We start from the raw sequence: 24,413 nt of genomic DNA, 5'->3' as shown, positions 1-24,413 counted from the left end.
GCGCGTCAGGTGCGGGATCGTCGCCTGCAAGGCATAGAGGCAGTCATCCAGCGGTAGCAGGGTGTGCTTGCGGAAGGCGACAATGATCGCCTCCTCTTCGATACCCAGAACCGTCGAATGGGCATCCTTCGGCCCCGTCGGCAGATCCCTGACTGCGGTGCGCTTCTTCCACTTGGCGACGGTCTTCTGGTTGATCCCGTAACGCTTGGACAGAACCTTCAGGCTCTCTTGACTATGCTGTATCGCTCGACGGACTGCCTATGTCGTGCGGGCGCTGCCGTGACGAATCTGTCCCATAGTGCATCCTTCCATTCCTGCATGGATAATGCACCATCAAAGGCCGGGACCAAACACCTAAAAGTGCCAAGATTGCTCTATCGGCGAAACCGAAATGCTCGCGATGCGGTTGCCGACTATCTTGGCTCTCTCTGAGGCGTTCGGAAAATGATTACACGAGGTGTCGGCACTGAAGGCTTGCGTGAAAGCCTCTACCGACTCCTCGTCATTTCGAAAAACAGCTTCAACGCTCCTGAAGCGGCCGCCACCAATCTTCGTTGTCCAGATACCAGCGCAACGTGCTGCGCAATCCGTTCTCGAAATCGTGCTGCGGAATGTAACCGAGTTCAGCCCGCGCTTTGCTCTCGTCGATGGCATAGCGGCGGTCATGGCCCTTACGGTCCTCGACAAACGTCTTGAGTTCGCTGGTCGCCCGACCCTTGGCGGCAGGGGCGTCGGGAAAGCGCTCGGCAAGGCCCTCGACTTCCGTGAACGCACGATCGACTTCGGCACAGATGCGGTCGATCACGGCCATGTTGGGCAACTCTTCGCCACCGCCGATGTTGTAAGTCTCGCCCGGCTTGCCGTTTTTCAGCGCTGCTTCGATGCCACGGCAATGATCCTCGACATAGAGCCAGTCACGCACATTCATGCCATCGCCGTAAATCGGCAGCGGCTTGCCTGAGAGCGCATTGAGCACGAACAGCGGGATCAGCTTTTCCGGGTAGTGATACGGGCCGTAGTTGTTCGAACAGTTGGTTGTCGTGACATCCAGCCCATAAGTGTGGTGATAGGCGCGCACCAGATGATCGGACGCGGCTTTCGAGGCTGAATAGGGCGAGTTCGGCTGGTACTGCGTCGTTTCCGAGAAGGCCGGATCGTTCGGACCAAGCGAACCATAGACCTCATCGGTCGAGATATGGTGAAAGCGGTGCTCGCGCCCGCTGCCGCCGTCCAGCCAGACCTTCCGCGCAGCCTTTAGCAGACTGTTGGTGCCAAGAATATTGGTGTCGATAAAGGCGTCTGGCCCTGTGATCGAGCGATCCACATGGCTCTCGGCCGCGAAGTGGACCAGCGCTTGCACATCACGGTCACGCAGCAGCTTTTCGACAAGGTCGGTGTCGCGAATATCCCCAACCACCAGTTCGGCCTGCTCAACCCCGGCAATGGTCGAGCGGTTGCCCGCATATGTCAGGCAATCGAGCACGATGATCGTATCGTCAGGATGCTGCTTGGCCCAATAGTGGACGAAGTTGCCGCCGATGAAGCCGGCACCGCCGGTGACGAGCAGATTAGCCAAGGGCCTTTTCCTCTTTGAGCATGGTCTTCAGGTTTTCGCGCCAATGGACGTGGCCATCCCCCAGCAGGCTGCGCGTGGCCGAAACATCCAGCACCGAAAACGAGGGGCGCTTTGCCGGGGTTGGGTAGTCCGCCGTAGCAATTGGGGTGATTACTGGGAGGCGTGCCAACAGGCCGAGCGCATGGGCTTCCTCGGCAATCGCAACGGCAAAATCGTACCAGCTGGCGATGCCTGCGTCACGGTGGTGGTAAATGCCCGGCTGGTCCTTGGTGGCAAGCCCCCAGAGCGTAGCGGCAAGGCCCGTTGCCCATGTGGGCGTCCCGATTTGATCAGCAACCACGTTCAAGTTGTCGCGTTCTCGCATCAGGCGCAGCATCGTCCGCACGAAGTTGGCGCCTCCTGCAGCATAGACCCAACTGGTGCGCACAATGATGGCATCGCTGCCAGCAGCATCTTCACCTGCGGCCTTGCTCGCGCCATAAGCCGATTGCGGGTTGCGAACATCATCTGGCCGGTATCCCCGGCCACTGGAGCCATCGAACACAAAATCGGTAGAAACCTGCACTAAGCGCTTGCCGGAACCGGTCAGCGCCTTGGCAAAAGCACCAGGCGCATAGGCATTGATTGCGTGAGCAAGCTCAGGCTCGCTCTCGGCGCGATCCACTGCGGTATAGGCCGCAGCATTAAGAACCAGATCGGGCTGTTCCGCTTCAACGACGCGCGCAATCGCATCGACATCTGAAAGGTCCAGCGCACTGCGATCAAGCGCAACGCAGGTCCAGCCCTCGGGGCGCATGGCAAGCAAGGCCTTGCCCAATTGCCCATTCACACCGGTGACCAGGGCCTTCACGTGAAAGCCTTCACATCCGCAAGTGATACGCCTGTCGCGTCTTTGGCAGAGAGCTTCAGCTCGATCCCTTCAAGCGGCCAGTCAATGCCCACGGTGGGGTCGTCCCATGCCAAACTCGCCTCATGCTGCGGCGCATAGGGCGCGGTGCATTTATAGAGGAAATCTGTATCATCTTCGAGCGTCAGAAATCCGTGGGCGAAGCCTTCGGGCACCCAGAACATGCGCTTGTTCTCGGCAGAGAGCGTGACCCCGGTCCACTTGCCAAACGTGGGCGAGGATCGCCGCAGATCAACTACAGCATCGAAAACTGCGCCGCGCGTCACGCGCACCAGTTTGCCCTGCGGGCCGGGGTTCTGAAAATGCATCCCGCGCAGCACACCTTTTTGCGACCGGCTCTGGTTGTCCTGAACGAATGTCAGATCCAAGCCAGCTTCGGCAAAGGCGCCCGCGTTCCAGCTTTCAAAAAAGAAGCCGCGATCATCACCGAAAACGCGTGGTTCGATGATCAATGGACCGGGGATTTCGCACTCGATGATCTTCACATCGAACCCTTCTGCGAGAGCAACTGGATAAGGTATTCGCCATATCCTGATTTTCGCAATGGCTGAGCGATGCCTTCCAGTTCGGCATCGGTGATGAAGCCTTGCCTCCACGCGATCTCTTCAGGGCAGCAGATCTTCAAGCCCTGCCGCTCTTCAGTGATGCGCACATAAGTTGCAGCATCAAGCAGCGATCCGTGCGTACCGGTATCGAGCCATGCATAGCCACGCCCCATGATCTCAACCGAAAGCTGTCCTTCATCCATGTAGAGGCGGTTAAGATCGGTGATTTCCAGTTCGCCACGCGGCGAAGGCTTAAGATCGCGTGCCCGGTCAACCACCGTCTCATCGTAAAAATACAGCCCGGTAACCGCATAGTTCGACTTGGGTTGCGCGGGCTTTTCCTCGATCGAACTGGCGACACCCTGTTCGTCGAATGCCACCACCCCATAGGCTTCGGGATTGTTTACCCGGTATGCAAATACGCTGGCACCAGCCTCGCGCTCACTGGCCGAGCGCAACAATTCCGGCAACCCGTGACCGTAAAAGATATTGTCTCCCAAGACGAGCGCGCTTGGCCCACCGGCAACGAAATCTGCGCCAATGTGGAAAGCCTGCGCAAGGCCATCGGGGCTGGGTTGGACCGCATAGCTCAACGACACACCGAATGCCGAACCGTCACCCAGAACACGCTGGAATTGCGCAGCATCTTCAGGGGTCGTGATGATCAGGATATCCCGGATGCCAGCCAGCATCAGCGTGCTGAGCGGATAATAGATCATCGGCTTGTCGAATACCGGCATCAACTGCTTCGATACGCCGCGTGTCAGCGGGTAGAGCCGGGTGCCTGAGCCTCCCGCAAGAATGATACCCCGGCGAGTCTTGCCAGCCATCGTTTCGGTCACGATTCATAACACTCCCAATTGAATTGGTCGCCCGCCCAGACCTGCAGACTTGCAAAACGACATCGAGTCACGTGCAGTGCAAACTGGTCCAAATCCGTTCATTTGCTGCATTGCAGCGCAGACTTCCGAGGTCAACCACTAGTTGGAGGAATGAGCGTGTGCAGGTGCGGCAAATCTGCGTGACGTGAAGCACCTGCGATGCTATCCATCGACCATGCAGGAACCCGTTGTCGATCCGCTTTCATTTGGCTGGTACGATTCTCTCTGGCTGCGGCGATATTTTGAGGCAAAAGCCGTCATAGCCCGTGTTGCGCCCGGCCGGTTGGCAGAATTCAACGCTGCAATGCAGGTCTTCAAGACAGACCCTTCATATGAAGTACGCTATGTTTCGGCCTTCCTCGACAATGCAAAACGGGCAGCGATCAAGGAAGCCATAACCGCAATACCGCGTGAACAACTGGAATTCCATGAACTCGAGAAGTTCGGGAGACTGGTCGTACACGATTGGCCGCCATTCACTGCGCTTCAAGCTGAAATCACCGGTCTGGTCTCCGAGCTTGCGGGTGAACGGCTGGAACCGTGCTATAATTTTCTCTCGCTCTATTCACGCCGTGGCGTTTGTGAAACGCACCTCGACACGCCATCGGCGAAGTGGACTTTCGACATTTGCGTCGATCAAAGCGATCCATGGCCCATCAGTTTCACGTCCATTATTGACTGGCCTGAAACGAGTGACGATCTGGTCGATGAATGGCGCGCGGTAAAAGAGGGCCGCGCCGATCACGCGGTGCACACATTGACGCTGGAGCCGGGCGATGCTCTGCTGTTTTCAGGCGCGAGCCAGTGGCACTGGCGTGATCCTATCCCGCCCGCCCGGGGCAGGACTTTTTGCGATCTGCTGTTCTTCCACTACATCCCCGAGGGCACCTCAGAGCTTGTACAGCCACGCAACTGGGCCAAGCTGTTCAACGTGCCAGAGCTTGCCGAGATCAAAGGCATTGAACTTGCTGTCTGACCTCGCCTGATACTGCTCAATCGGCGGCAATCAGGCCTTTTGCGGCCAGTTCATCAAGCAAAGCCGAAAGGTCGGCATCAAGCACATCTGCCGAAACATCGAATTCTTCGAGGAGCAAATCGCGTGCCTCGGCAGCGCTGCGACCTTCTTCGATCAATTGCCAGAAACGCCCGCCAACTGGATTCAGGCCGAAATAGGTTCCGCTCGCCAGATCGAGAAGCATGGTCTCCTCGCCCACTTCACGAGCAACAACATCTTCCGATAGCGTGATGGTTTCAGTCAATTCCACTTCAGACATCCCTTTGTCTTGCGTGTGAGGTGATTGCAGAAACGATTTCACCGATCCGATCAAAGTCGCGCGGATAATCGAGCGCAAACATCGGGTAGGCTTCTGCCAATTCAGCCATAGCCTTGAAATGCGTGCGGACCCTCACCTTGTCGTGCGAATCCAGTAGAAAAGAATGCTGCAACAGAGCATCAATGCCAGCCGGCACGGACAAAGCTCTGAACACGGCTTCATCTGATACCGGCTCTTCCAGTACATAGATTGCCTTCAATGGTGCCGGTTCATCTGCATGAGGAATCAAGGCGCTGGCCGGGACTCGAACTTTCGGCGTCCAGTCATCGTCCTCGTCGACATCGACTGCGCCATCCCCAAGGAGCGCGCCCTGACTGTCAGGCAGAAGACGAACGGAAGCCAGATACGGACGTACCGACAAGCAGTCGCCATCCGCTTCGATGACCATGCCATCATCTGTCAAAAATGCATGGCCCTGACGGGCAAATGCGGCTGCCAAAGTTGATTTTCCGCGCCCACTCCGGCCAAGAAAGCCATAAGCACCGCCATCTATGACTACGCAGCTGGCATGGAGGACTGGCGTTCCATTGTACGTCCACAGCAACGGCAAGATCTGGTTGCTGTAAAGATTGAGGACGTAGTCTTCGGAAACGTCAGGAACAGGCGTGCAGGTGATCTTCTTCGCAACAAGATCGATTGCGAAATCGCCGCCATCCAGAAAACGGACAAGGAAGCCGTTCGGGGTTCGATGAAACATGGTGGATGCCGTGCCATCATCGTCACGCCAGACGTCAAAGGGCGCTTCTGCAACATCTTCCATCACCTGCGCCGGACGCCACGCAAGTGTATAGGTCATGCCGTATAGTCCGCCAGGACGTCCTTCACGAAGCGGGCTGTCTCGTCGGCGCTGGGGAAAAGCGTCGGATGATCACGCAGAACCGCCTGCTCAATCTCCAGACCCGTCTGGCTTTGGTCGATGTAGGAAAGCACAATCGCCAGTGCGCGCCCGCGGTCGTTGAGTTGGCGCGGTGCCACGTGGGGCTTTAATCGTTCACCTGCCGACATGGGCATGGCTGCCCAGTTCGAATAACGCTGCAGCCTGCCAGTTGCCGGATCACGGACGCTCCAGGCAATAATTCCATTGCGATGACTCAGGCGCACCGAAACGTCCACTGCGTCTCCAGCGTGGACCGGCAGCGGCTGGTCAAAGCCCAGAAAAATCTGATGACGGCAGATCGCATCGCGTGCCAGCGGAGAGTTCGTCATGCTGACGCCACCGCCCAGATCACAATTGAACCAACCGCCTATGCCATCAAGAACACCGTCTTCGGCAATCTGCAGCGTTGCCTTGAAGGCCAGCGTTTCGGGAGCATCTTCGCCCAGCACGATATGGCCGGAAATGACCGGATCCGTGGCGATATCGGTCGGCACAAGATCGACAGCGTGCTTTGTATTTACAGCGTAACTACGCAACCAGGCATATTCGCCCGGAACGTCAGCCGTTTCCCAGCTGTCCAGCATCTGGCGGCAGCTGTCAGATCGAACGCCTGCCAAGTATAGGCCAAGACGCTCAGGGATCATCCGGCCACCGGGCTTCAGGAAGCGGCGGCGCGCATCTGCCATCAGGTGAACGATACTGTAGTCGACGCCGAAGTATCCGACGTGGTCACAGATCAGCACGTCTACCTTTTCAGGCAGCTGCGCCCGGTAGGTTTGATCATGTATGCAATGGTACTGCTCACCAAAACCGGCGCGTTGTGCGGTTTCGCGTGCAATATCGATGGCGTCTGTGGCATCGATGCCAAAGGCTTTTGCAGCACCGGCTTTAAGACAAATCAGCCCAAGAATACCGAAGCCGCATCCAAGATCGACTACAGTATCACCCGCGGATACTACCCGGTCAATCGCATCGCCGTATCGGGCAATGCGACGTTTGTCGACCAGGTAGCCGCGGTGTTCGGATAGTGTATCAGACACCGGCCAGCACTATCACAAATCAATGGAAGTTGATCAGACGCCCATCATGTTGAGCATGAGCATTCCGTCCGAACCCGACGAAGACATGCCGCCGGTCAGTTCACGGACCGAACCGTAGACAGTCAGCGCAGGACGCGCATACGTGCGACGGTCAGAGGCGTTGCGTGCGTTCGAGTTACGGTCGGTCACATCAATTCTCCAAGCTAAAGCGCTTTGATTCCAGTCGAATAACTTTGCCGGTTGATCGACGAGGTCACTCATGCGCCAAGAACAGCGTTAACGTTGAAGTAAACGACAACACCATTTTGGGCAACATTTTTTGCAGCGCACAAGACAGGGCCAATGCCGTGAAAATCGCAATGCGCTAGGCACAAATCAATGATTAATAAGAATAATATGCGTTTATCGATGACCCATACATTGCACGATATTCTCTCAAGATCGGATAGATATTATCTTTCGTTTATATCGAACAGCATATTGATTATGTGCCACAATTACTATTTCGTTTAATCTAATGGTATTTTTGAGCCCGGTTCGGACATTGTAGCTTCGGCCACCAGCGCATGATTCGTCCGTCAAGCCGCTCCGGTTGCCAAAAAGCCCCATTCGATGAGTCACCCTGTTGCAATGCGGCAATGCGCTGGAACCGGTCCATTCGGCAACCGCGCGCATAGTGGTCCAGCCGCCGATAGAGCGGTGTGTCCCGTGCCCGGAATATCTAGATGTGGGAGTTCGGCCTAGCCGTGCCTGCCTGACCCCTTAAATGGCCATCTGCGCCTTCAGCCGATACCAGCCGAAGATGCGCCACAACTCCCAGATTCCCTCTCCGGTTTCGCGATAGTTTCGCCAAAGTGCCGCAAGACCATCCAGGCAGATTTCAGCCGGAGCCGCCGCCGGGATCTCCTTTTCGAACAGTGGCGTGAGTTGTTCCAATTGACGTTCGAAAGTGAAGCTGAATTCGGCCTTGCTACGGCGATCCAGAACAGAGCGTGGCAGATCGTTTTGCAGCGCCTGAAGGTGGACATGCTTCCCGTATCCTTCCCGGTAGAGGATACTTTCGGGAAGGGCGCTGATGAATTCGAAGTAACGGCGGCTATACATCGCCGTGCGCATTTCCACACCCAACCGAGCCAGCATACGGGCACTCAAATCCCGCACCGCATCATAAAGCGGATCGCGCAGATCGCGCCATAGCCTGCGTTTTGATGGATCGCGAATTTTCCACACCTCGTCGTCCATGCGGAAACGTTCGCGCCGGTGCGCCAGTTCATCCCGCAGAGGGCGGGCAGCCCAATGCGGTCCCTTGCCAAGATAGTCTGGCCACGGTTCTCGGCGCCGGTGAAGATAGCGCATAGCCGCATCGAACCCGATTGGAGCCATCGGTCGCAAGCCGTAGCGGAACAGGCGATGCGCCACATGCCGCACTCCATTGCGTCGCCCCATCAAACGCAGTTCATGTGCCAGTCGCCCAAACTGCCCGTCGCGCAACGCCTCGTAGATAAAATAGGCCGAACCCCCGGCGAATTCGTCCCCGCCTTCGCCATCAAGCAGCACCCGGCAGCCATGCCCACGCACCATCTCCGCTTCGGCGAACATGGACTGAGCATTCGGGAAGAACGGCATGTCGCGGTCCATGGCGATGTTCTGTTCGAACCATGCGAAATCGGGGCAAGTGCGGGGGGTTTCATGGATTGCGACGTGAAAAAACCGCCCCACGTCGCGCGCATACTCGATCTCGTCAGAAATCGTTCCGGGAATGCCTGACAGGGTAAAGCCCAGCGCATCGGGGGCTTGCAACCGGCCGCATTCCTTCAGCCGCCTTGCCAACGCAAAGATTGCCGAGGAATCGTGTCCGCCACTCACTTCGCAGCCGATCGGCACTTGCGAGCGTGATGCCCGGCGCACGCAGTCCATCAGCAGTTCGCGATAGTGTTCGTAGTAGTCCTCATCGCGCTTGTAGCGGATCTTCAGATCCAGCGGCAGCGTCCAGTATTCGCGCTCTTTCGGTCCCGACGCGTCGACCAGCAAGACCGACGCAAGTGGCAGTCGCATGATCCCGGCCCATACCGTTTCGTCTCGCGAATAGAACTCGCTCGTCAGGTTCTCTGCCATCCGATAGGCGTTCTCGCGCTGCGGGAAATCCTCCGCGCCCAACACACCTGCCACATCGCTCGCCACGAGCAACCGCACGCCATCCCAATGCCAATGCAGCGGCCTCATGCCGATGTGATCGCGCACGCACAGCACGCGGCGGCGGTGCCCGTCCCAGATCACCAGCGCATATTCGCCCTCCAGGTGGTTGACGCAATCATCGCCCCACTGGTCGTAGGCGTGAAGGATCAACTCACTATCGGAATGATTGCGCAGGCTTGCCCGCCGCGCTTCAAGTTCCGCGCGCAACTCCTCTGGATTGGCAAGCCATCCATCCATCACAATGCCTTGCTGCCCATCCGCGCTCAACCAGGGCTGCGGCGCTTCGGCAGAACCAGGCGTGGTGTGGAACGCGCAATGGCCCAGCGCCACCGCTTCACCGATGTGATGATGAATGCCATCGTGCGCGCGGAAATCCATCGCCGCAGTCATCCGCCGGATCGCCGCTTCATCTACCGGCCGCCCGTCAAAACGAACGATCGCTGCAAATCCGCTCAATTGCACACTCCGAAACGGGAACGGACCCCATAGCCCAAAATGCCCTCCACAGGCGCGGGGATTGATTCACCACCTCTGGACCATTAGCAAGGCCGATGTATCCGCGATCGTCACGGATCATGCGACCGGACCAGCTTTCACCGATGCCAGACCCCGCGCCCGAAGACGCCACAAAGCCGAGGCTGGAGCGCCCGGCTCAGGTCAAAGTTCCGCCCGCCCGCGTGCTGCGTGAATTGCCGGTTCTGGTGGCAGCCGGCCCTGCGCGTGCGCTCGATATCGTGCGTGCCACCGCAGAACTCGCCCACGCTCGCATTCTGCTATCCCGCAAGACAGTGCGCCAGCTTGGCATTCCTGACTTTGGACAATCGCCATCCGGCTTCGTTCCCGATGACCGGCAGTGTCAGCATATCAGCCGGGTGGCCAAGGCCATTGCCATCGCCGCGCCGCGCGTGCCATGGCGCTCTGATTGCCTTGTGCAATGCCTTGCCGGGCGCCGCTGGCTTGCCGCGAGGGGCATTCCTTCACGCATCAGCATCGGCATGAAGCGGGAGGCGCAGCAGGGGCAAGACAGTATCCTGCTTGCCCACGCATGGCTGTCGGCTGGAGATGTCATCGTGACCGGAGGGGATATTGCCGATTTCGCCAGGTTCGGCGATCAACCACCGCACACCTGACCTGTTATCCCACCCAGAACCCTTCCCCTTCCATAGCCGGAACCAGCCGCTGAACACCGCCTTCCAGATCGTTGCCAGCCAGATCGACAAGCGCCGCGCCGCGCTTCTGCTGGTGCTGTCGCTGGCTTCAGCGGCGACGGAAAGCATTGGCCTGATCCTGCTGGTGCCCATTCTTGCGGTGATGACTGGCGGCGCATCTGCTCCCGGCCTGCTTGGCGAGATAGCGGTGTGGCTGGGCGGCCGGGAAGCGCTGGGCCGAATGCTGGCGCTGTTTGTCACCTTGATCGCAATGCGAGGTGCATTGAATCTCGCCCGAACGCTGGTCGGTCTGCGTGTGCAGCGCGATCTGATCGACGGATTGCGGCTGCGCGCGTGGCGTGCCCTGCTCCACTGCGATTGGCGTGTACTTTCCGGTATGCGGCAGGCAGGCAACGCCAATCTGCTCCTCACCACAATTGATCGAGTCGGCCACGGCATAGAGCGCTTGCTGACCGCCGGGGTCACGATCATCACGCTGGCCGGGGTTGGCGCTGCATCGCTGGCCATCTCGCCCCGGCTCACGGCAGGTGCGCTGGTTGGCGGGGCGCTGGTTATCCTTGCCTATCGGGGAATGCGCCGCCGGGCGCATCGTCTCGGCGTCGCACTGGACGGAGTCTATGATCGCATCCACGCAGAACTCACCGAAGGCTTGTCTGCCCTGCGCATCATCAAGAGCTTTGGCGCGGAACGGCGCACCGAAGACCGCCTGCGACGCGAACTCATGTCCCTGCACCAGGCCGAACGCCGCTTTCTGCGTGACAACGAGCTCGGCCAGTTGGCAATGCAGGTCGGCAACGCGGCATTCCTTGCGCTTATCGTGTGGATAGCACTCGAATACTGGCAGCTTGATGTCATGGGGATGCTGCCAATGATCGCGCTGTTCGCGCGCGGCCTGCCCCTTTTGCTCACACTGCAAGGCTGCCTTCAGGACATCGCCTATACCCGCCCCGCCGTGGAAGCCGCCACCACCATGATCGCCAGCGCCGAAGCCGCTCGCGAACCGGAACTTTCCGGCACGATAGCACTGCCCCCTGTGTCCCGCTCAATCGCATTGCGCGATGTGACGGTGCAGTTCGAAGGTCGCGCCCGGCCCGCGCTGGATCGCGTAAGTATCGTTTTGCCCGTTCACACAATCACCGCGCTAACCGGTCCGTCAGGCGCAGGCAAGAGCACGTTGGCCGATGTCATCGGTGGCCTTCTAACACCGGATTCAGGCCAACTTCTGCTTGATGACCAGCCTCTTGAGCTTACCCTGCGGCGCGCATGGCGGTCACGCGTCACTTACGTTCAGCAAGTGCCGATCCTGTTCAGCGGCACGGTGCGCGACAACCTGCTGTGGGCTGATCCCACCGCAGATGATCAAGCCCTGCACGCTGCACTGGCAGAAGCCGCAGCTGGATTCGTTCTGCAATTGCCGCACGGGCTGGACACCAAAGTGGGCGAGCACGGCCACCAGTTCTCTGGCGGAGAACGCCAACGCCTGATCCTCGCCCGCGCCATGCTGCGTGCGCCGGAACTGCTGATCCTTGATGAAGCCGCCAACGCGCTCGATCGGGAAAACGACGCAGCAATCGCCAACACGGTCCTCGCCCTGCGTGAGCGTTGCACCGTGCTCGTCATCGCCCACGGCGGTGCGCTTGAGGATATCGCAGACCGTATCGTGCGAATCTCCGGCGGTACTATCAAGGCCGACGGTATCAGCAAGGAACGCAGCCAATAGCCCTCGCAACCTTACCTATGGCATTGCAGGTCGACCGACCTTTACGCAACGGCACAAAACCCATAGAGTCGTGGCTTCTGAAAGCCATGTCCGTGAGCCGTGAAGCAACCGAGTTGAAAGATCACCTTGCCCGGACAGCCGTGTCCACCAACGCTGCTTCGGCCCGCGCCCCTGCCTCAATTTCTGTGTCGATCACACCTTCGGCAAAATTGCTGTTGCGCCTGTGCGCCGCGCCGGAGAGCGATCACGCGGCAGACTTTGCCGCTCTTGACGAAGACCACTGGTATGATCTGGTGGAACAGGCCATTCCCAAGCGGGTCGCGGCACTGCTTGACCGCGCCCTGCAACGGGCAGACAGCTTCGCGCTTATGCCCGAAGAGTGCCGTGATGCCATGGTGGATGAACGTCGGCGGCTGACGATGTCCGCCTTTGGGCACATGATCGCATTGACCGACGCCGTTTCGTTCCTGAAATCCCATGATATTCCCACCATCGCCCTTAAAGGCGTCCGTTTGGCCTATCAGGACTATCCTGATGCACGACTGCGCCCGTTGCGTGATCTTGACCTACTGGTTCCCGCGGACAAGGCAGAGCAAGCCCAACGGCTGATGATCGCCTGCGGTCGTTATGAACTTGCTCCATGGGCAGAATACTATGGCTTGGATTTCGGGCACCAGCTGCCGGAATTGCTCGACACGAAGCACGGTATCAGCATCGAGATCCATCACCGGTTGAACGCTCGCGATTGGGCTGGTGAACCAAAGCTGGTGCAAATGGTGTTCGAACAGGCCGAAACGCTCGAAATATCTGGCAATCGTGTACGCGTGCCATCGATGCACGCAAACTTTCTCCATCTGGTAGAGCACGCCACACTGCACCACATGTTCGAAAATGGCCCGATCACGCTGGCCGATCTCCACTTTGCCGCGCAAAGCGGCGCGATCGACTGGCCGCTTTTGATTGCACAGGCCAAGGAAATGGGGCTGGAACGCGCCCTGCAACTAGGTTTCGTGGACAAAGGGTATCCAGAGTTTGACTGAGGCGAGCGCGACGAAGCCAAGGTAGGATTCCTTGGTTTTGTCGTATCGGGTCGCAACGCGCCGCCAGTTCTTGAGTTTGTTGAACAGGCGCTCGATCAGGTTGCGCCATTTGTATTTGGCGCGGTCGTGCGGGACGGGGTCGCGCCGGTTGACCTTGGCCGGGATCACCGCCTCGGCGCCTGCGGCCTCGATTTCCTCGCGGATCGCATCGGCATCGTATCCCCGATCAGCCAGGAAGGCCTCGATCCGATCGGTTATCATGCGGAACAGCGGAGCGAAGCCCTGCACATCGTGCGCCTGTCCCGGTGTCAGCACGAAGCCGAGCGGGAGACCTCTGGCATCGCACCTGGCGTGGAGCTTGGTGGTGAAGCCGCCGCGCGATCGACCAAGCGCCTCGGTTTGTTGAGTCCCCTTTTTATGCCGACGGCACAATGATGTGCCCGGACCACAGTGCTATCGATCATGTCGGCGGCGGTATCGCGCCCTGCCAGCTCGGCCAGCGTCTCGAGCATGGCATCGAACACGCCCGTCGTGACCCATCGTCGATAGCGCCGGAAGACGCTGTTCCACTTGCCATACTCGTCCGGCAGGTGTCGCCACTGCGCGCCGGTTCGCGCGATCCACATCATGCCTTCAAAATAGGGACGGTTATCCTGTGCCGGGCGGCAGCCTCGCCCCCGTTCAGGCGGCAGCAGCGCCCCGATCACTTCCCACTCTTCGTCCGTAACGCCGATCCGTTCGCCCAAGGCCGCCTCCAAAAGCCAGCCTTGAATCAAGGTCCGAGTCCCCAGTCAAGCTTTGTCCACGAAACCTAATCGCAAGCATCGCAATGACCTACGGGGCAGTTTGGGTGCCAGAACACCTTCGCGAAGTGCCTGATCAGACGCTGGAACATCTGCCGGTTTGCACCGCCGCCCTTTTGCGCGATGAAAGCTTGGCCGAACATGCCTCGATGCTGCGCGGGATTTCGATGCGAAAAGGGCAGACTCCCGGTTGGACGGCCGCAATCAAGGCTGCGTTGACCCCTGCCCCGCTGAAACTGGCCGGACTTATGCGAGTCAAGGGCGATAACCCATTGCGCTGGATCGCGTACCCATTTTGGCTCGTCCAGCGCGGCACGGCCTATTTTTCAGCCCGTCGCGCCACCAAAGATCCCGAAGGTGTCCTGCGCGAAGTTGAAACTTTACGCTGGCTTCGCAAAAGCTGAACTCGATATGCCCACCGCAGTTTCTGCATCTGGGTGGCCCTGCTATCCGGCAATATCTACCCTCAAAAGGGCCATTTAAGTTGCAGCGCAAAATCCAAATTGGCACAACCTGACTGTTCGGCAAAAATGGTCATATCCGTGCAACATACGAAAATTATGAGCCTTTTGCTGGCCAATGTGGCCAAAAGTCTCTTGCTTGGCGCGACCGCATAAACCCGTTTTGGAATTCAAATCAGGGTTAACACGTAGTTTTTGTTGCGAATCATTTTGCATTGCGGTATTCGGGCGAGCGAGAGGGCGGTACACGGAAGCGATACTGCTTAGGAGATTTGAGCATGAAGATTGCACGCATTGCCTCGGCGCTCGCCGCCACGGCCCTGATGGCCGCACCGGTTGTTGCTGAAGCCGGCACCCGTGCCAGCAGCTCGTCGGTCTATCCGGCTGCCAGCTATACGGCCAGCCGCGCTACTACGTCGGTTGACGCTGACAACAACCTCCTGCCGTTCCTGTGGATCTTTGTTGTGATCGCAGTTGGCGCAGCTGCCTATGGTGTTTCGCAGGCTGTTGACAACGGAACGAACGGCGCTGGTTGATTTGATCAGTTAAGCGTTTCAAAAGACCCGGTCGCTGTAAGGCGGTCGGGTTTTTTCTTGCCTGATGCTGCGGCGCTTGCTGGTGCGTCTACCGCACTTCGTAAGCATCCAGCTTGACGTTGGTGCGTCCACCGCTCAATCACGCGAATATGCTTAAAAATCTCCCCAACCTGCTTTTGACGATCGTCGTGGCCGCATGTCTGTTAGGCGGCGGAGGTGTTGCCTACGGGCTATCAAACCTAGTTGTGCAACTCATCGCATTTGCGGTCCTCGCCTTTAACGGTGACGTGATATGGGGCTTCGTCACCAAGGCCCCGAAGGGATTGGTCGCACTTGTCATCGCCACCATCGCCCTTCCTGCGATACAACTCGTCCCCTTGCCTCCAGCAGTCTGGACTACGTTGCCAGGGCGCGAACTGGTGAGCGAAGCGGTCAATATGTTTGGCGCGCCAGGCTGGCGTGCCGTCACTGTCAACTCTGCGCGGACGCTCGTCGCATTGATAGGCCTAGTTGTTCCAGTAACCATTGTCGCTGCTGGTGTATTCCTGTCAGAAGACGCCAGACAGCGCATCGCAGTCGCTTACGTCGCGTTAGGTGTCGCCAGCGTGCTGCTAGGTGCGTTTCAAGTAATGGGCACCAATCAGGTTGGTTTGCTCTATCCGGAAAATCCGCTGCCAGGTGTGCTATTCGGCTTCTTTGCCAACCGCAATTCCGTAGCGGTATTTTTAGTGTCCTGCCTGCTATTGCTTGTATGTTGCTTCCCGCCGCAACGTTTACTCTCGCCACGGTGGACAGTTCAATTTCTCAGTGGCGTTCTCATGGTCGTTGCTGTCGTGCTGACCCAGTCGCGCACGGGCATCACCTTGCTTTCGCTCCCCTTTTCATTGGCTCTTCTGCGAACGTTTTCTCAGCGATCACAAGCCAAACGCCCTGGCCAAGAGCAGGACCTTTCGTTTGGACGGATGGGTCGCGTCGGCATAATTTTGGCCGCAGCCGCCGCGCTGGGCCTTGCGAGTGTCGCTGCCATTCCCGGATCAAGACTGGACACAGTCATTGCCCGCTTTGAGGAAGATACGCAGCGTCGCCCTGAAATCTGGGAGAACGCGCGCTACTCGGCCGAACGATTCTGGCCGGCTGGTGCCGGAATGGGCAATTTTGACGAGGTCTACCAAGTCGATGAATCGCTTGAACATATCAGCATCCGTCGCGCAGGCAGGGCGCATAACGAAATCCTAGAACTGGCCATTGAAGCTGGCCCCTTTGGTTTGATACTACTCGCTGCTTGGTGCATCTGGGCCCTCAGCGCAGGATGGGCCGCAATGCAGGACGAGCGCCGGCGCTGGCAGGCGCTGGCAGGCGGCGGCATTCTTCTAGCATCAGCCTTGCAATCGCTGCTCGATTTTCCGCTGCGTAACCAGACAATGCTTTGCATGGCTGCATTTGCTGTGATCCTGCTCGCACCGCCGGTCCGGTTTGCCCAAACGCCAGCGCACAATGAAGGGGCAACCGCATGATCCGCAACCTTTGGGCCTGCCTAATGGTGGTGTTCGCGCTGTGCGCAGTTGGTGCGCAAATTGATCGGTCAGTCAGGCGCCAGCCATTTCTTGCGCCACTAGTGCCGCCGCCGTTTCGTTCATTTGCGCAGTGGCAGATAACCGTCACCAGCGTACGCTCAGCCCCCCCTCCCGCAGCGCTAGCCGAAGCGCGCCGATTGGTCGAACGCAGCCCTGTTCCGTCCGAAAGCTTCACGTTCCTTGCCGTGGCACTCGAACGCAATGGAGATCGTAAGGGCAGCGGCTTGGCCATCCAGCGCGCCGCACTGCGCGGCTGGCGCGATCCGATAGCTCAGCGCGCGATGTATGACATAGCCCTGACAGCGGGTGATCACACCGAAGCGGCGCGTCGGCTGGCCGCGCTTTATGGTTTGCAGGACGACCAAACCCCGCTCAAGGGCATGACGGATAATCTGGTGTCAACGCAAGCGGGCCGTCAGGCGATGGCTGATTCGCTTGTCACTGGCGGCTATTGGACCAAAGCATTCATGCGAGCCGCCGTATCTGGATTCAGCCCGAATATGGCGACCACTGTAAATGCCGGATTTAGGCGCGGCGCAGTGATCGATTGTCAAACCGCAACGGTCTTAAAAAGACTCTACCTTGAAAAAGGCTTCGCTGGCGACGCGCCATTGCTGGACAAATGCCGCAGGAAAGACTGAACGCTGCGCAGTTCAGTCCCGGTCGCGGACCTTGAATGTGCCCGATACACGGCCATTTCCGCCTGCCCCGCCGGACTTGCCATCAACACTGGAAAGTCCCGAATCGAGGTCGATAACCAGCCGACCGCCATTCAGCGTATCGGTGCCACGGCGAAGCGCGACGTTGCCGGTCATCGTGATGACATTGCGGTTGAAATCATAGACCGCCACATCCCCACGCGCCTGTTCGGATCCGCGATTGACCTGCACCCCGCCGGTGGCATCGATGCGGTCGATCTTGATATCACCAGCGTCGGTATAGGCTACGGTCGTCCGCGCCGCCTGCAGCCGAAGGTCCGACTGGTTGATATCGACATTGCCGGAAAGCACCACGCGCTTGGCCTTGTCCTGCACCTCGATGCGATCAGCGGCGTAGTTCACCGGCGCCTTGCTATTATGGTTGGCAATGCCTTGCGCCGAAAGATGCTGCCCCCCGGCGATCAACGCAGCCGATGCGGCAAAGCCAAGCGTACCCCACCGCAGCGGGCGGGCGGCACGGATCGTTTCGAACATGGTCATGCGCTTGGCTGCCTTTGTCATTGGGGCATCTTCATCTGGCCCGGCACCATGCGCAGGCGGGCATTTCCGTCAAGGGTTACCGTGCGGTCCGAAAGATCGGCGCTGATCCTGTCGGCCGAGAAAGTGCCGGCAGGAATGCGCCCCTCCACCGGGCCGCGGCTTTTGAGCCGCTTCGAGCCCAGATCGATGTCAACATTCGTCGCGGTCATGCGATAGCCGTCCGACGTCTGGAAGTTTATCGGCCCTATGATATCGACGATCTCATTGCCGAAGTCGTAGTCACCATTGCCCGCCGTCAGTTGCGCGGGGCCATCATCCAGCAAGATACGGGCGGTCAACTGGTCCAGTTCGATGAGTTGCCGGGCCTTCGTGCGCTGCACCGCCGACCCCGCCGTTATCGAGAAGTTGCGCCCTTCATCGTCCAGCCCACGATACATTGCGCTGGAAACCTTCATCCGGTCCTCAAGCACCGCCACCTTTCGCCTGTCGAGCAGAAAGCTGATCTCGCCGCGCGGAGAGATCGGGGCAATGATCATAACCGCCAGCAGCGCGCCAACCGCCGCAGGCAACGCGCGGGCGAGAAACTGCACCAGACGGTCATGAAACCCGCCAGGCGCTGCAAAGCCGCGTCGCCGTGTTCGGATTACGTCAGCCTGCACAGTCATCGGCTAAGCCTTGCCTCTGCCAACCTTAAGCGTGGCTGAAAATATCTTGCTCGGCCCAACCGGCAAGGTCGAGGCGCGCGCGCACTGGCAGGAAATCGAAACAGGCCTGCGCCATCGCGGTGCGCCGTTCGCGTTCCAGCCGCTCGATAAGAATTGTGTGCATGGCGTGAAGATACCGCACGTCCGAAGCGGCATATTCCTGCTGCGCATCCGAAAGCACCGGCCCGCCCCAGTCGCTGGACTGCTGCTGCTTGGAGATTTCCTTGCCCAGCAATTCGCGCACCAGATCCTTCAGCCCGTGTCGATCTGTATAAGTGCGCACCAGCTTCGATGCGATCTTGGTGCAGAACACTGGTGCTGCAACCACGCCAAGATAGTGCTCGATCGCAGCCAAATCGAACCGCGCAAAGTGATAGAGCTTCACCCGCTCAGGATCAGCCAGCACCGCTTTGAGGTTCGGTGCGGCATACGGGCTTCCGGGCGAAAAGCGGACGAGATGCTCGTCCCCTCTGCCATCGGAAATCTGCACCAGACACAGACGATCTCGCGGGGTGATCAGCCCCATCGTTTCGGTGTCTACAGCAACCGGCCCGGGCGCAAGCACGCCTTCGGGCAGATCTTCTTCATGAAAATGTACGGCCATCCTTGTCGCTTAGGCGGTCAGGCCGGTGGCTGCAAGCGCAACTGCCTGCAACCAGCTCACACCCTTCCCACGCTGCTGTAGGCAAAGCCAGCGGCGCGCACTTCGGCTGGATCGTAGACATTGCGCAGATCGACCATCACCGGCGCGTTCATAAGGCTCTTGAGCTTGTTGAAATCGAGCGCGCGGAAAGCATCCCATTCCGTCACCAAGGCCACGGCATCGGCCCCGTCGACGGCTTCATACGTGTTTCCGACCATGCGGATTCCGGGCATCATCGCTGCGGCAGCGTCCATTCCTTCGGGATCATAGGCGACCACTTCGGCCCCGCCATCAAGCAGTGTCTGCACAATGGCAATTGATGGCGCATCGCGCATGTCGTCGGTGTTGGGCTTGAACGTCAGGCCGAGCAGCGCCACGCGTTTGCCGCGTGCATCGCCGCCCAGTGCCTCGATCACTTTGCGGCCCATCGCGCGTTTGCGGCTGTCGTTGACCTTGACCACAGCCTCCACCAACCGCACCGGGCTGCCAAAGTCCTCGGCAGTCTTGAGCAGCGCCAGTGTGTCCTTGGGGAAGCACGATCCGCCATAACCCGGCCCAGCGTGAAGGAACTTGCCGCCAATGCGGCCATCAAGCCCGATGCCGCGCGCCACGTCCTGCACATCGCCGCCGACCTTTTCGCACAAGTCCGCCATCTCGTTGATAAACGTGATCTTGGTGGCGAGGAAAGCATTGGCGGCGTACTTGATCAATTCGCTGCTGCGGCGCGAGGTGAACAGGATCGGCGCACGGTTGAGGAACAGCGGGCGATAGACTTCCTTCATTACGCCCCGCGCCCAGTCTTCCTCGGCACCGATCACGATACGATCAGGCCGTTTGAAATCGCCAATAGCCGCACCTTCGCGAAGGAATTCGGGGTTTGAGACGACCGCGAACTGCACTTGTGTGCCGCTCTCGCGGATGATCCGCTCCACTTCGTCACCCGTCCCCACTGGCACGGTAGACTTGGTGACGACCACGGTCGGTGTCTTGATATTGGTTGCCAATTCCTGCGCCACAGCGCGGACATAGCTGAGATCCGCATGGCCATCGCCCCGTCGCGAGGGCGTACCCACCGCGATGAACACCGCCTGCGCGTCTTGAATAGCGCTGGCAAGGTCGGTCGAGAACGAGAGCCGCCCTGCCTTCACGTTTGCGGCCACCAGTTCGGCCAGCCCCGGCTCATAGATCGGCATCACGCCATCGAGCAGGCGGGCAATCTTGCTTTCGTCCTTGTCGATGCAGACCACATCATGCCCGAAATCGGCAAAGCAAGCCCCCGAAACAAGCCCGACATAGCCCGAGCCCACCATTGCGATCTTCATTCGAACACTCCGTACAGCACGACGCTGTTAGCAAGCGTGCCGGAAAACCGGAACCCTGCTTGCGAGTGGGCGTCCTAAGCGGCTAACCTTGCGAAACCATGACTGACACTTCACTGCCCGAAAGCTGGCGCCCGGCGCTTGAACCCGTGCTGCAATCGCCACCTCTGCGCGCACTGGGTGGCTTTCTGCAGGCAGAGGAGCGCGCTGGTAAAGTGATCTATCCACCGCGCGGCACGCGGCTGGCGGCCCTGGAGACCACACCACTGGATGCAGTGCGCGTGGTGATCCTGGGGCAAGACCCCTACCATGGCCCCGGACAAGCCCACGGCCTTGCCTTTTCCGTCCAGAACGGGGTGAAGGTGCCGCCAAGCCTCGTCAACATCTACAAGGAACTGGAAAGCGATATTGGCCTGCCGCGTGCCGCCCACGGCAACCTGACCCGCTGGGCCGAACAGGGCGTGCTCCTGCTCAACAATGCGTTGACGGTGGAAGCCGCCAATGCCGGATCGCACCAGAACCGGGGTTGGGAGCAGTTCACCGATGCCGCCGTGGCCGCCGTTGCTGCGCGCGCCGAGCCGACCGTGTTCATGCTCTGGGGAAGTCATGCGCAGAAAAAGGCCGCGCGGGTGCCCGGCCTTGCCGATGGCCCGCATCTGGTGTTGAAAGCGCCGCATCCCAGCCCGCTATCGGCTTACAGCGGCTTCTTTGGTTGCAAGCATTTCAGCCAGGCCAATGCCTTTCTGGAAAGCCACGGGCGGGGAACTATAGACTGGCAGGTATAACGCAAAAAGCCCCGCCAAAGCGGGGCTTTTCCGTGAACCAATAGCGGCTGGATCAGCCCGGAATCGAAGCCGTTGCGGCCTGCCCATCACCTTCCGGCGCGGACAGGATATCGCGCACGACCTGCCCCTTGGCCACCGTCTGCGTGCCCGGATCGCCCACGGTGGAGCGGATCGAGGCGGCAGCAGTGCCAGAGCGGTTGATCGTGTCAGTCTCCACGCTCGAACGCGCCGAGGGGCCGCCGAACAGCGTTTCGAGCGTCTGCTTGCCGGTTTCCGAATCCTGCGGGCGTGGCGCGCCGGGGCTGGGCGGAACCAGCGCGAAATCGGGCGGAACGATCAGCGGCGCGGCGCGAGTCACGGCCATTTCATCGGGCCGATCGCGGTTGAACAGCGAACCGCCGCCACCGCAGGCCGACAGAAGAGTCGCCGCCGAGACGACAAGGGCAAGGGCGGCAGCTTTACGCATCATGCATTCTCCGTGGCGGAATTGTCGCCGTTCTCATCAGGCTTTTCGCGCGATTTGAACGAGCGGGCAAGCAGTATCAGGACACCGAACGTGATCGCCACGTCGGCAAGATTGAATATCTGGAACGGACGCCATTCGCCGATGTTCAAATCGGCATAGTCGATCACATAACCAAAGGTCAGCCGGTCATAGATATTGCCGACCGCACCGCCCAGCACCAGTCCCAGCCCCAGAATGTCGCCGCGCACCGTTTCGCGCAGCATCCACACCAGCACCCCGGTGGCGATCAGCGCGGTCATGCCGATCAGGCCCCAGCGCATTTCCACCGTATCGGCGGTGAACATGCCGAAGGACACGCCGTAATTCTCGGCATAGCGCAGATCGAAGAATGGCAGCAGTTCGATCAGCCCACGCTCACGCAAAGCCAGCGGCCCGACCATTACGGCTTTCACCACGCGGTCCAGCGCTGCCACCAGCAGCGCAAGGCCAAGGCCTTCGATACGCGTGCGGGTGAGCATCAGGCCGCAGCTTCCGCATCGATTGCCGCCACGACATCGTCGCAACGCGCGCACAGTTCGCCGTCTTCCGTCACTTCGGGAAGCAGGCGCCAGCAACGGCCGCATTTGTGGTCGGTTGAGCGTTCGACGGTCACGTCACTGCCCTGCCCGCGCTTTACTGTCGCGGTGATGAACAGCTCTGCCAGATCGGCGTCAGGTGCGGTTTCGGGCACGGTGACGACGGCTTCGAGGCCCGAACCCAGCACCTTTTCACGGCGCAGCGGTTCAATGGCTTCGTTCACGGTCTGGCGCAGGGCGCGCAATTCGTTCCAGCGGGCTTCGTCCACCGTGACAGCGGGTACTTCCGGCCATTCCAGCAGATGCACGCTGTCAGCACCCGGATAACGCGAGGTCCAAACCTCCTCCGCCGTGAACACCAGCACCGGCGCGCCATAGCGGACGAGCGCATGGAACAGCGTGTCGAGCACGGTGCGATAGGCGCGGCGCTTCAGATCAGTCGGCGCATCGCAATAGAGGCTGTCCTTGCGGATATCGAAGAAGAAGGCTGAAAGGTCCTCGTTGCAGAAGTCGGTCAGCGCGCGGACATAGGTGTTGTAGTCGAAATCATCGACCGCCTGCCGCAGCGTGGCGTCCAGCTTGCCCAGCAGGCCCAGCATATACTGCTCAAGCTCCGGCATTTCCGCCACCGAAAGCCGCTCATCCTCGCTGAAGCCTTCCAGCGCGCCCAGCAGGTAGCGATAGGTGTTGCGCAATTTCCGGTACTGGTCGGCAACGCCCTGAAGGATTTCCTTGCCGATGCGGTGATCCTCGGTGAAATCGACCGAGAGCGCCCAGAGCCGCAGGATGTCCGCGCCGTAATCGCGCATCAGATCAATCGGGCTGATCGTGTTGCCGAGCGACTTGGACATTTTCATGCCCTTCTGGTCCATCGTGAACCCGTGCGTCAGCACCGCATCATATGGCGCCCGCCCGCGCGTGGCGCAGCTTTCCAGCAGAGAGGACTGGAACCAGCCGCGATGCTGGTCCGACCCTTCGAGATAGAGGTTCGCCGGCCACTGCAGGTCCGGCCAGCGCCCCGATTCGAGCACGAAGGCATGGGTGGAGCCGGAATCGAACCACACGTCGAGAATGTCGGTGACGCGCTCGTAATCCTCGAGCTTGTATCTATCGCCCAGATACTCCTGCGCGTGCTCCTCGTCCCACGCATCCACGCCGCCCGCCATGACGGCAGCGACGATGCGCGCGTTGACTTCCGGATCGTTCAGATACTGGCCCGTCTTGCGATCCACGAACAGCGTGATCGGCACACCCCACGCGCGCTGGCGGGAAAGCACCCAGTCGGGGCGGCCTTCGACCATCGCACCGATGCGATTGCGGCCTTTTTCGGGTACGAAGCGGGTGTCGGCGATGGCCTTGATGGCGATGTCGCGCAGGGTACCCCCTCCGTCAGCCGTTCCGGCTGCCACCTCCCCCAATGGGGGAGAATCGCCACCCTCTGATCCTACCCCTCTGGGGGAGGTGGCGGCGAAGCCGACGGAGGGGGCAATCGCACGATCCATCGGCACGAACCACTGCGGCGTGCAGCGATAGATCACCTTGGCCTTCGAACGCCACGAATGCGGGTAGGAATGCTTGTAGTCGGCACTCGCCGCCAGCAACCCGCCCGCCTCGCGCAGGTCCGAACAGATCGGGCCATCGGGCGCGTTGAACTTGGGATTGATGACCGAGCCCTGCCCGCCGAGCCAGGCCCAGTCCTCACGATACTTGCCATCGCCCTGAACCGCGAAGACCGGCTCGATCCCGTGCGCCTTGCACAGCGCAAAGTCGTCCTCGCCATGATCGGGCGCCATGTGGACAAGCCCGGTGCCGCTGTCGGTGGTGACAAAATCGCCGGGCAGCATCGGACGCGGGCGCAGGAAGAACTCCGCCAGCGGCGAGTTCACATCAACACCACCGTCGCCCCGGACTTGATCCGGGGCTGGGCTTTCCCCTTCGGACGCGGCGCTGGAAGAAGAGCCAAGCCCCGTGTCAAGCACGGGGCGACGGAAGAGGTTGGCCATCGGGTGCTGGCAGATGGTTCCGGCGAGGTCGGAGCCTTTGATCTTGATCCGCTGATCAAT

At 59.7% G+C, this 24,413-nt stretch carries 26 protein-coding genes and 1 pseudogene; 9 read left to right on the top strand and 18 right to left on the bottom strand.

Annotated elements, in window-relative coordinates:
- The 5 genes and pseudogenes from B7X90_RS09335 to rfbA form a co-directional block, all read right to left on the bottom strand.
- Positions 1-243 (bottom strand): annotated as a pseudogene (locus B7X90_RS09335) (IS481 family transposase); the annotation flags it as partial.
- Positions 244-520: 277 nt separating this feature from the next.
- Entirely contained in the window at positions 521-1,576 is a 1,056-nt protein-coding gene (gene rfbB, locus B7X90_RS09330; protein ID WP_292623827.1) for a dTDP-glucose 4,6-dehydratase, read from the bottom strand.
- Entirely contained in the window at positions 1,569-2,426 is an 858-nt protein-coding gene (gene rfbD, locus B7X90_RS09325) for a dTDP-4-dehydrorhamnose reductase (RefSeq protein ID WP_292623825.1), read from the bottom strand. Before rfbD ends, rfbB begins: the two co-directional genes overlap by 8 nt.
- The gene (gene rfbC / locus B7X90_RS09320; RefSeq protein ID WP_292623822.1) at positions 2,423-2,968 is read right to left on the bottom strand and encodes a dTDP-4-dehydrorhamnose 3,5-epimerase; all 546 of its coding nucleotides are present in this window, start codon (positions 2,966-2,968) and stop codon (positions 2,423-2,425) included. Before rfbC ends, rfbD begins: the two co-directional genes overlap by 4 nt.
- A complete protein-coding gene (gene rfbA, locus B7X90_RS09315; protein ID WP_292623842.1) occupies positions 2,965-3,858 on the bottom strand; it encodes a glucose-1-phosphate thymidylyltransferase RfbA in 894 nt (297 codons plus the stop codon). The genes rfbC and rfbA overlap by 4 nt, the downstream gene beginning before the upstream one ends.
- A gap of 226 nt (positions 3,859-4,084) precedes the next feature.
- Here rfbA and B7X90_RS09310 point away from each other — a divergent pair, with 226 nt between their 5' ends.
- Positions 4,085-4,885 (top strand): hypothetical protein, encoded by an 801-nt coding sequence (locus B7X90_RS09310; RefSeq protein WP_292623819.1) that lies wholly within the window; start codon positions 4,085-4,087, stop codon positions 4,883-4,885.
- Positions 4,886-4,901: 16 nt separating this feature from the next.
- On the opposite strand, the gene B7X90_RS09305 is transcribed toward B7X90_RS09310, so the two are convergent.
- From B7X90_RS09305 to B7X90_RS09285, 5 genes are all read right to left on the bottom strand, one after another.
- Positions 4,902-5,183 (bottom strand): PqqD family protein, encoded by a 282-nt coding sequence (locus tag B7X90_RS09305; protein ID WP_292623818.1) that lies wholly within the window; start codon positions 5,181-5,183, stop codon positions 4,902-4,904.
- Entirely contained in the window at positions 5,176-6,039 is an 864-nt protein-coding gene (locus B7X90_RS09300; RefSeq protein WP_292623815.1) for a hypothetical protein, read from the bottom strand. The genes B7X90_RS09305 and B7X90_RS09300 overlap by 8 nt, the downstream gene beginning before the upstream one ends.
- Positions 6,036-7,160, bottom strand: coding sequence for a 50S ribosomal protein L11 methyltransferase (locus B7X90_RS09295; RefSeq protein ID WP_292623813.1), 1,125 nt, complete (start codon positions 7,158-7,160; stop codon positions 6,036-6,038). The genes B7X90_RS09300 and B7X90_RS09295 overlap by 4 nt, the downstream gene beginning before the upstream one ends.
- 33 nt (positions 7,161-7,193) lie before the next feature.
- Positions 7,194-7,349, bottom strand: a complete 156-nt coding sequence (locus tag B7X90_RS09290; RefSeq protein ID WP_292623812.1) for a lasso RiPP family leader peptide-containing protein — start codon at positions 7,347-7,349, stop codon at positions 7,194-7,196.
- Between the two features lie 573 nt (positions 7,350-7,922).
- The gene (locus B7X90_RS09285) at positions 7,923-9,812 is read right to left on the bottom strand and encodes an asparagine synthase-related protein (RefSeq protein ID WP_292623811.1); all 1,890 of its coding nucleotides are present in this window, start codon (positions 9,810-9,812) and stop codon (positions 7,923-7,925) included.
- A gap of 143 nt (positions 9,813-9,955) precedes the next feature.
- On the opposite strand from B7X90_RS09285, the gene B7X90_RS09280 reads away from it, so the two are divergent.
- From B7X90_RS09280 to B7X90_RS09270, 3 genes are all read left to right on the top strand, one after another.
- Entirely contained in the window at positions 9,956-10,486 is a 531-nt protein-coding gene (locus B7X90_RS09280; RefSeq protein ID WP_292623809.1) for a lasso peptide biosynthesis B2 protein, read from the top strand.
- Entirely contained in the window at positions 10,443-12,245 is a 1,803-nt protein-coding gene (locus tag B7X90_RS09275) for an ABC transporter ATP-binding protein (RefSeq protein ID WP_292623808.1), read from the top strand. Before B7X90_RS09280 ends, B7X90_RS09275 begins: the two co-directional genes overlap by 44 nt.
- Before the next feature lie 92 nt (positions 12,246-12,337).
- Positions 12,338-13,285, top strand: coding sequence for a nucleotidyltransferase family protein (locus B7X90_RS09270; protein WP_292623806.1), 948 nt, complete (start codon positions 12,338-12,340; stop codon positions 13,283-13,285).
- On the opposite strand, the gene B7X90_RS09265 is transcribed toward B7X90_RS09270, so the two are convergent.
- A protein-coding gene (locus B7X90_RS09265) for an IS5 family transposase (protein WP_213503901.1) occupies positions 13,247-14,043 on the bottom strand; the annotation gives its coding sequence in 2 pieces (ribosomal slippage) (positions 13,247-13,702 and positions 13,705-14,043; 795 coding nt in all). The genes B7X90_RS09270 and B7X90_RS09265 overlap by 39 nt on opposite strands.
- A 176-nt stretch (positions 14,044-14,219) precedes the next feature.
- Here B7X90_RS09265 and B7X90_RS09260 point away from each other — a divergent pair.
- The 4 genes from B7X90_RS09260 (at position 14,220) to B7X90_RS09245 (ending at position 17,300) form a co-directional block, all read left to right on the top strand.
- The gene (locus B7X90_RS09260) at positions 14,220-14,492 is read left to right on the top strand and encodes a hypothetical protein (protein ID WP_292623804.1); all 273 of its coding nucleotides are present in this window, start codon (positions 14,220-14,222) and stop codon (positions 14,490-14,492) included.
- Between the two features lie 335 nt (positions 14,493-14,827).
- Complete coding sequence (locus tag B7X90_RS09255) at positions 14,828-15,085, top strand: hypothetical protein (protein WP_292623803.1); 258 nt, start codon at positions 14,828-14,830, stop codon at positions 15,083-15,085.
- 122 nt (positions 15,086-15,207) lie between these two features.
- Positions 15,208-16,599 carry an O-antigen ligase family protein gene (locus tag B7X90_RS09250; protein WP_292623833.1) on the top strand — a complete coding sequence of 464 codons (1,392 nt, stop codon included), beginning with the start codon at positions 15,208-15,210 and terminating at the stop codon, positions 16,597-16,599.
- On the top strand, positions 16,596-17,300 hold the full coding sequence (locus B7X90_RS09245) for a hypothetical protein (RefSeq protein WP_292623802.1): 705 nt from the start codon (positions 16,596-16,598) through the stop codon (positions 17,298-17,300). Before B7X90_RS09250 ends, B7X90_RS09245 begins: the two co-directional genes overlap by 4 nt.
- A gap of 12 nt (positions 17,301-17,312) precedes the next feature.
- Here the strand turns inward: B7X90_RS09245 and B7X90_RS09240 are convergent, their stop codons facing one another.
- The 4 genes from B7X90_RS09240 to B7X90_RS09225 are packed head-to-tail and all read right to left on the bottom strand — an operon-like array spanning position 17,313 to position 20,527.
- Positions 17,313-17,858: an LptA/OstA family protein gene (locus B7X90_RS09240; RefSeq protein WP_292623831.1), complete on the bottom strand. Its 546-nt coding sequence runs from the start codon at positions 17,856-17,858 to the stop codon at positions 17,313-17,315.
- 17 nt (positions 17,859-17,875) lie between these two features.
- On the bottom strand, positions 17,876-18,523 hold the full coding sequence (gene lptC / locus B7X90_RS09235) for an LPS export ABC transporter periplasmic protein LptC (RefSeq protein WP_292623800.1): 648 nt from the start codon (positions 18,521-18,523) through the stop codon (positions 17,876-17,878).
- Positions 18,524-18,548: 25 nt separating this feature from the next.
- Positions 18,549-19,166, bottom strand: a complete 618-nt coding sequence (locus B7X90_RS09230; protein ID WP_292623797.1) for a ribonuclease D — start codon at positions 19,164-19,166, stop codon at positions 18,549-18,551.
- Between the two features lie 56 nt (positions 19,167-19,222).
- Complete coding sequence (locus B7X90_RS09225; RefSeq protein WP_292623795.1) at positions 19,223-20,527, bottom strand: UDP-glucose/GDP-mannose dehydrogenase family protein; 1,305 nt, start codon at positions 20,525-20,527, stop codon at positions 19,223-19,225.
- 98 nt (positions 20,528-20,625) lie between these two features.
- Between B7X90_RS09225 and ung the strand changes: the two genes are divergently transcribed.
- A complete protein-coding gene (gene ung / locus B7X90_RS09220; protein ID WP_292623794.1) occupies positions 20,626-21,309 on the top strand; it encodes a uracil-DNA glycosylase in 684 nt (227 codons plus the stop codon).
- Positions 21,310-21,361: 52 nt separating this feature from the next.
- On the opposite strand, the gene B7X90_RS09215 is transcribed toward ung, so the two are convergent.
- The 3 genes from B7X90_RS09215 to B7X90_RS09205 all read right to left on the bottom strand — a co-directional run.
- Complete coding sequence (locus B7X90_RS09215) at positions 21,362-21,775, bottom strand: DUF3035 domain-containing protein (RefSeq protein WP_292623792.1); 414 nt, start codon at positions 21,773-21,775, stop codon at positions 21,362-21,364.
- Complete coding sequence (gene lspA / locus B7X90_RS09210; protein WP_292623790.1) at positions 21,775-22,293, bottom strand: signal peptidase II; 519 nt, start codon at positions 22,291-22,293, stop codon at positions 21,775-21,777. The genes B7X90_RS09215 and lspA overlap by 1 nt, the downstream gene beginning before the upstream one ends.
- Positions 22,293-24,413, bottom strand: a 2,121-nt coding sequence (locus B7X90_RS09205) for a class I tRNA ligase family protein (protein ID WP_292623786.1), incomplete at its 5' end; no start/stop codon positions are given. The genes B7X90_RS09205 and lspA, both read right to left, overlap by 1 nt.

The sequence above is a fragment of the Novosphingobium sp. 17-62-19 genome, assembly GCF_002256775.1.
GTDB lineage: Bacteria > Pseudomonadota > Alphaproteobacteria > Sphingomonadales > Sphingomonadaceae > Novosphingobium.
Note: the sequence above shows the minus strand (reverse complement) of the source record. Positions and strands in the feature narration are given on the sequence as shown.

Bases quoted from the DNA above. Each gene is read 5' to 3' on its own strand.
- B7X90_RS09225 (WP_292623795.1), bottom strand. From the start codon at position 20,527: ATGAAGATCGCAATGGTGGGCTCGGGCTATGTCGGGCTTGTTTCGGGG.
- B7X90_RS09255 (WP_292623803.1), top strand. From the start codon at position 14,828: ATGAAGATTGCACGCATTGCCTCGGCGCTCGCCGCCACGGCCCTGATG.
- B7X90_RS09310 (WP_292623819.1), top strand. From the start codon at position 4,085: ATGCAGGAACCCGTTGTCGATCCGCTTTCATTTGGCTGGTACGATTCT.
- B7X90_RS09215 (WP_292623792.1), bottom strand. From the start codon at position 21,775: ATGCGTAAAGCTGCCGCCCTTGCCCTTGTCGTCTCGGCGGCGACTCTT.
- ung (WP_292623794.1), top strand. From the start codon at position 20,626: ATGACTGACACTTCACTGCCCGAAAGCTGGCGCCCGGCGCTTGAACCC.
- lspA (WP_292623790.1), bottom strand. From the start codon at position 22,293: ATGCTCACCCGCACGCGTATCGAAGGCCTTGGCCTTGCGCTGCTGGTG.
- B7X90_RS09305 (WP_292623818.1), bottom strand. From the start codon at position 5,183: ATGTCTGAAGTGGAATTGACTGAAACCATCACGCTATCGGAAGATGTT.
- B7X90_RS09300 (WP_292623815.1), bottom strand. From the start codon at position 6,039: ATGACCTATACACTTGCGTGGCGTCCGGCGCAGGTGATGGAAGATGTT.
- B7X90_RS09280 (WP_292623809.1), top strand. From the start codon at position 9,956: ATGCCAGACCCCGCGCCCGAAGACGCCACAAAGCCGAGGCTGGAGCGC.
- B7X90_RS09245 (WP_292623802.1), top strand. From the start codon at position 16,596: ATGATCCGCAACCTTTGGGCCTGCCTAATGGTGGTGTTCGCGCTGTGC.
- B7X90_RS09230 (WP_292623797.1), bottom strand. From the start codon at position 19,166: ATGGCCGTACATTTTCATGAAGAAGATCTGCCCGAAGGCGTGCTTGCG.
- B7X90_RS09240 (WP_292623831.1), bottom strand. From the start codon at position 17,858: ATGACCATGTTCGAAACGATCCGTGCCGCCCGCCCGCTGCGGTGGGGT.
- lptC (WP_292623800.1), bottom strand. From the start codon at position 18,523: ATGACTGTGCAGGCTGACGTAATCCGAACACGGCGACGCGGCTTTGCA.
- rfbA (WP_292623842.1), bottom strand. From the start codon at position 3,858: ATGGCTGGCAAGACTCGCCGGGGTATCATTCTTGCGGGAGGCTCAGGC.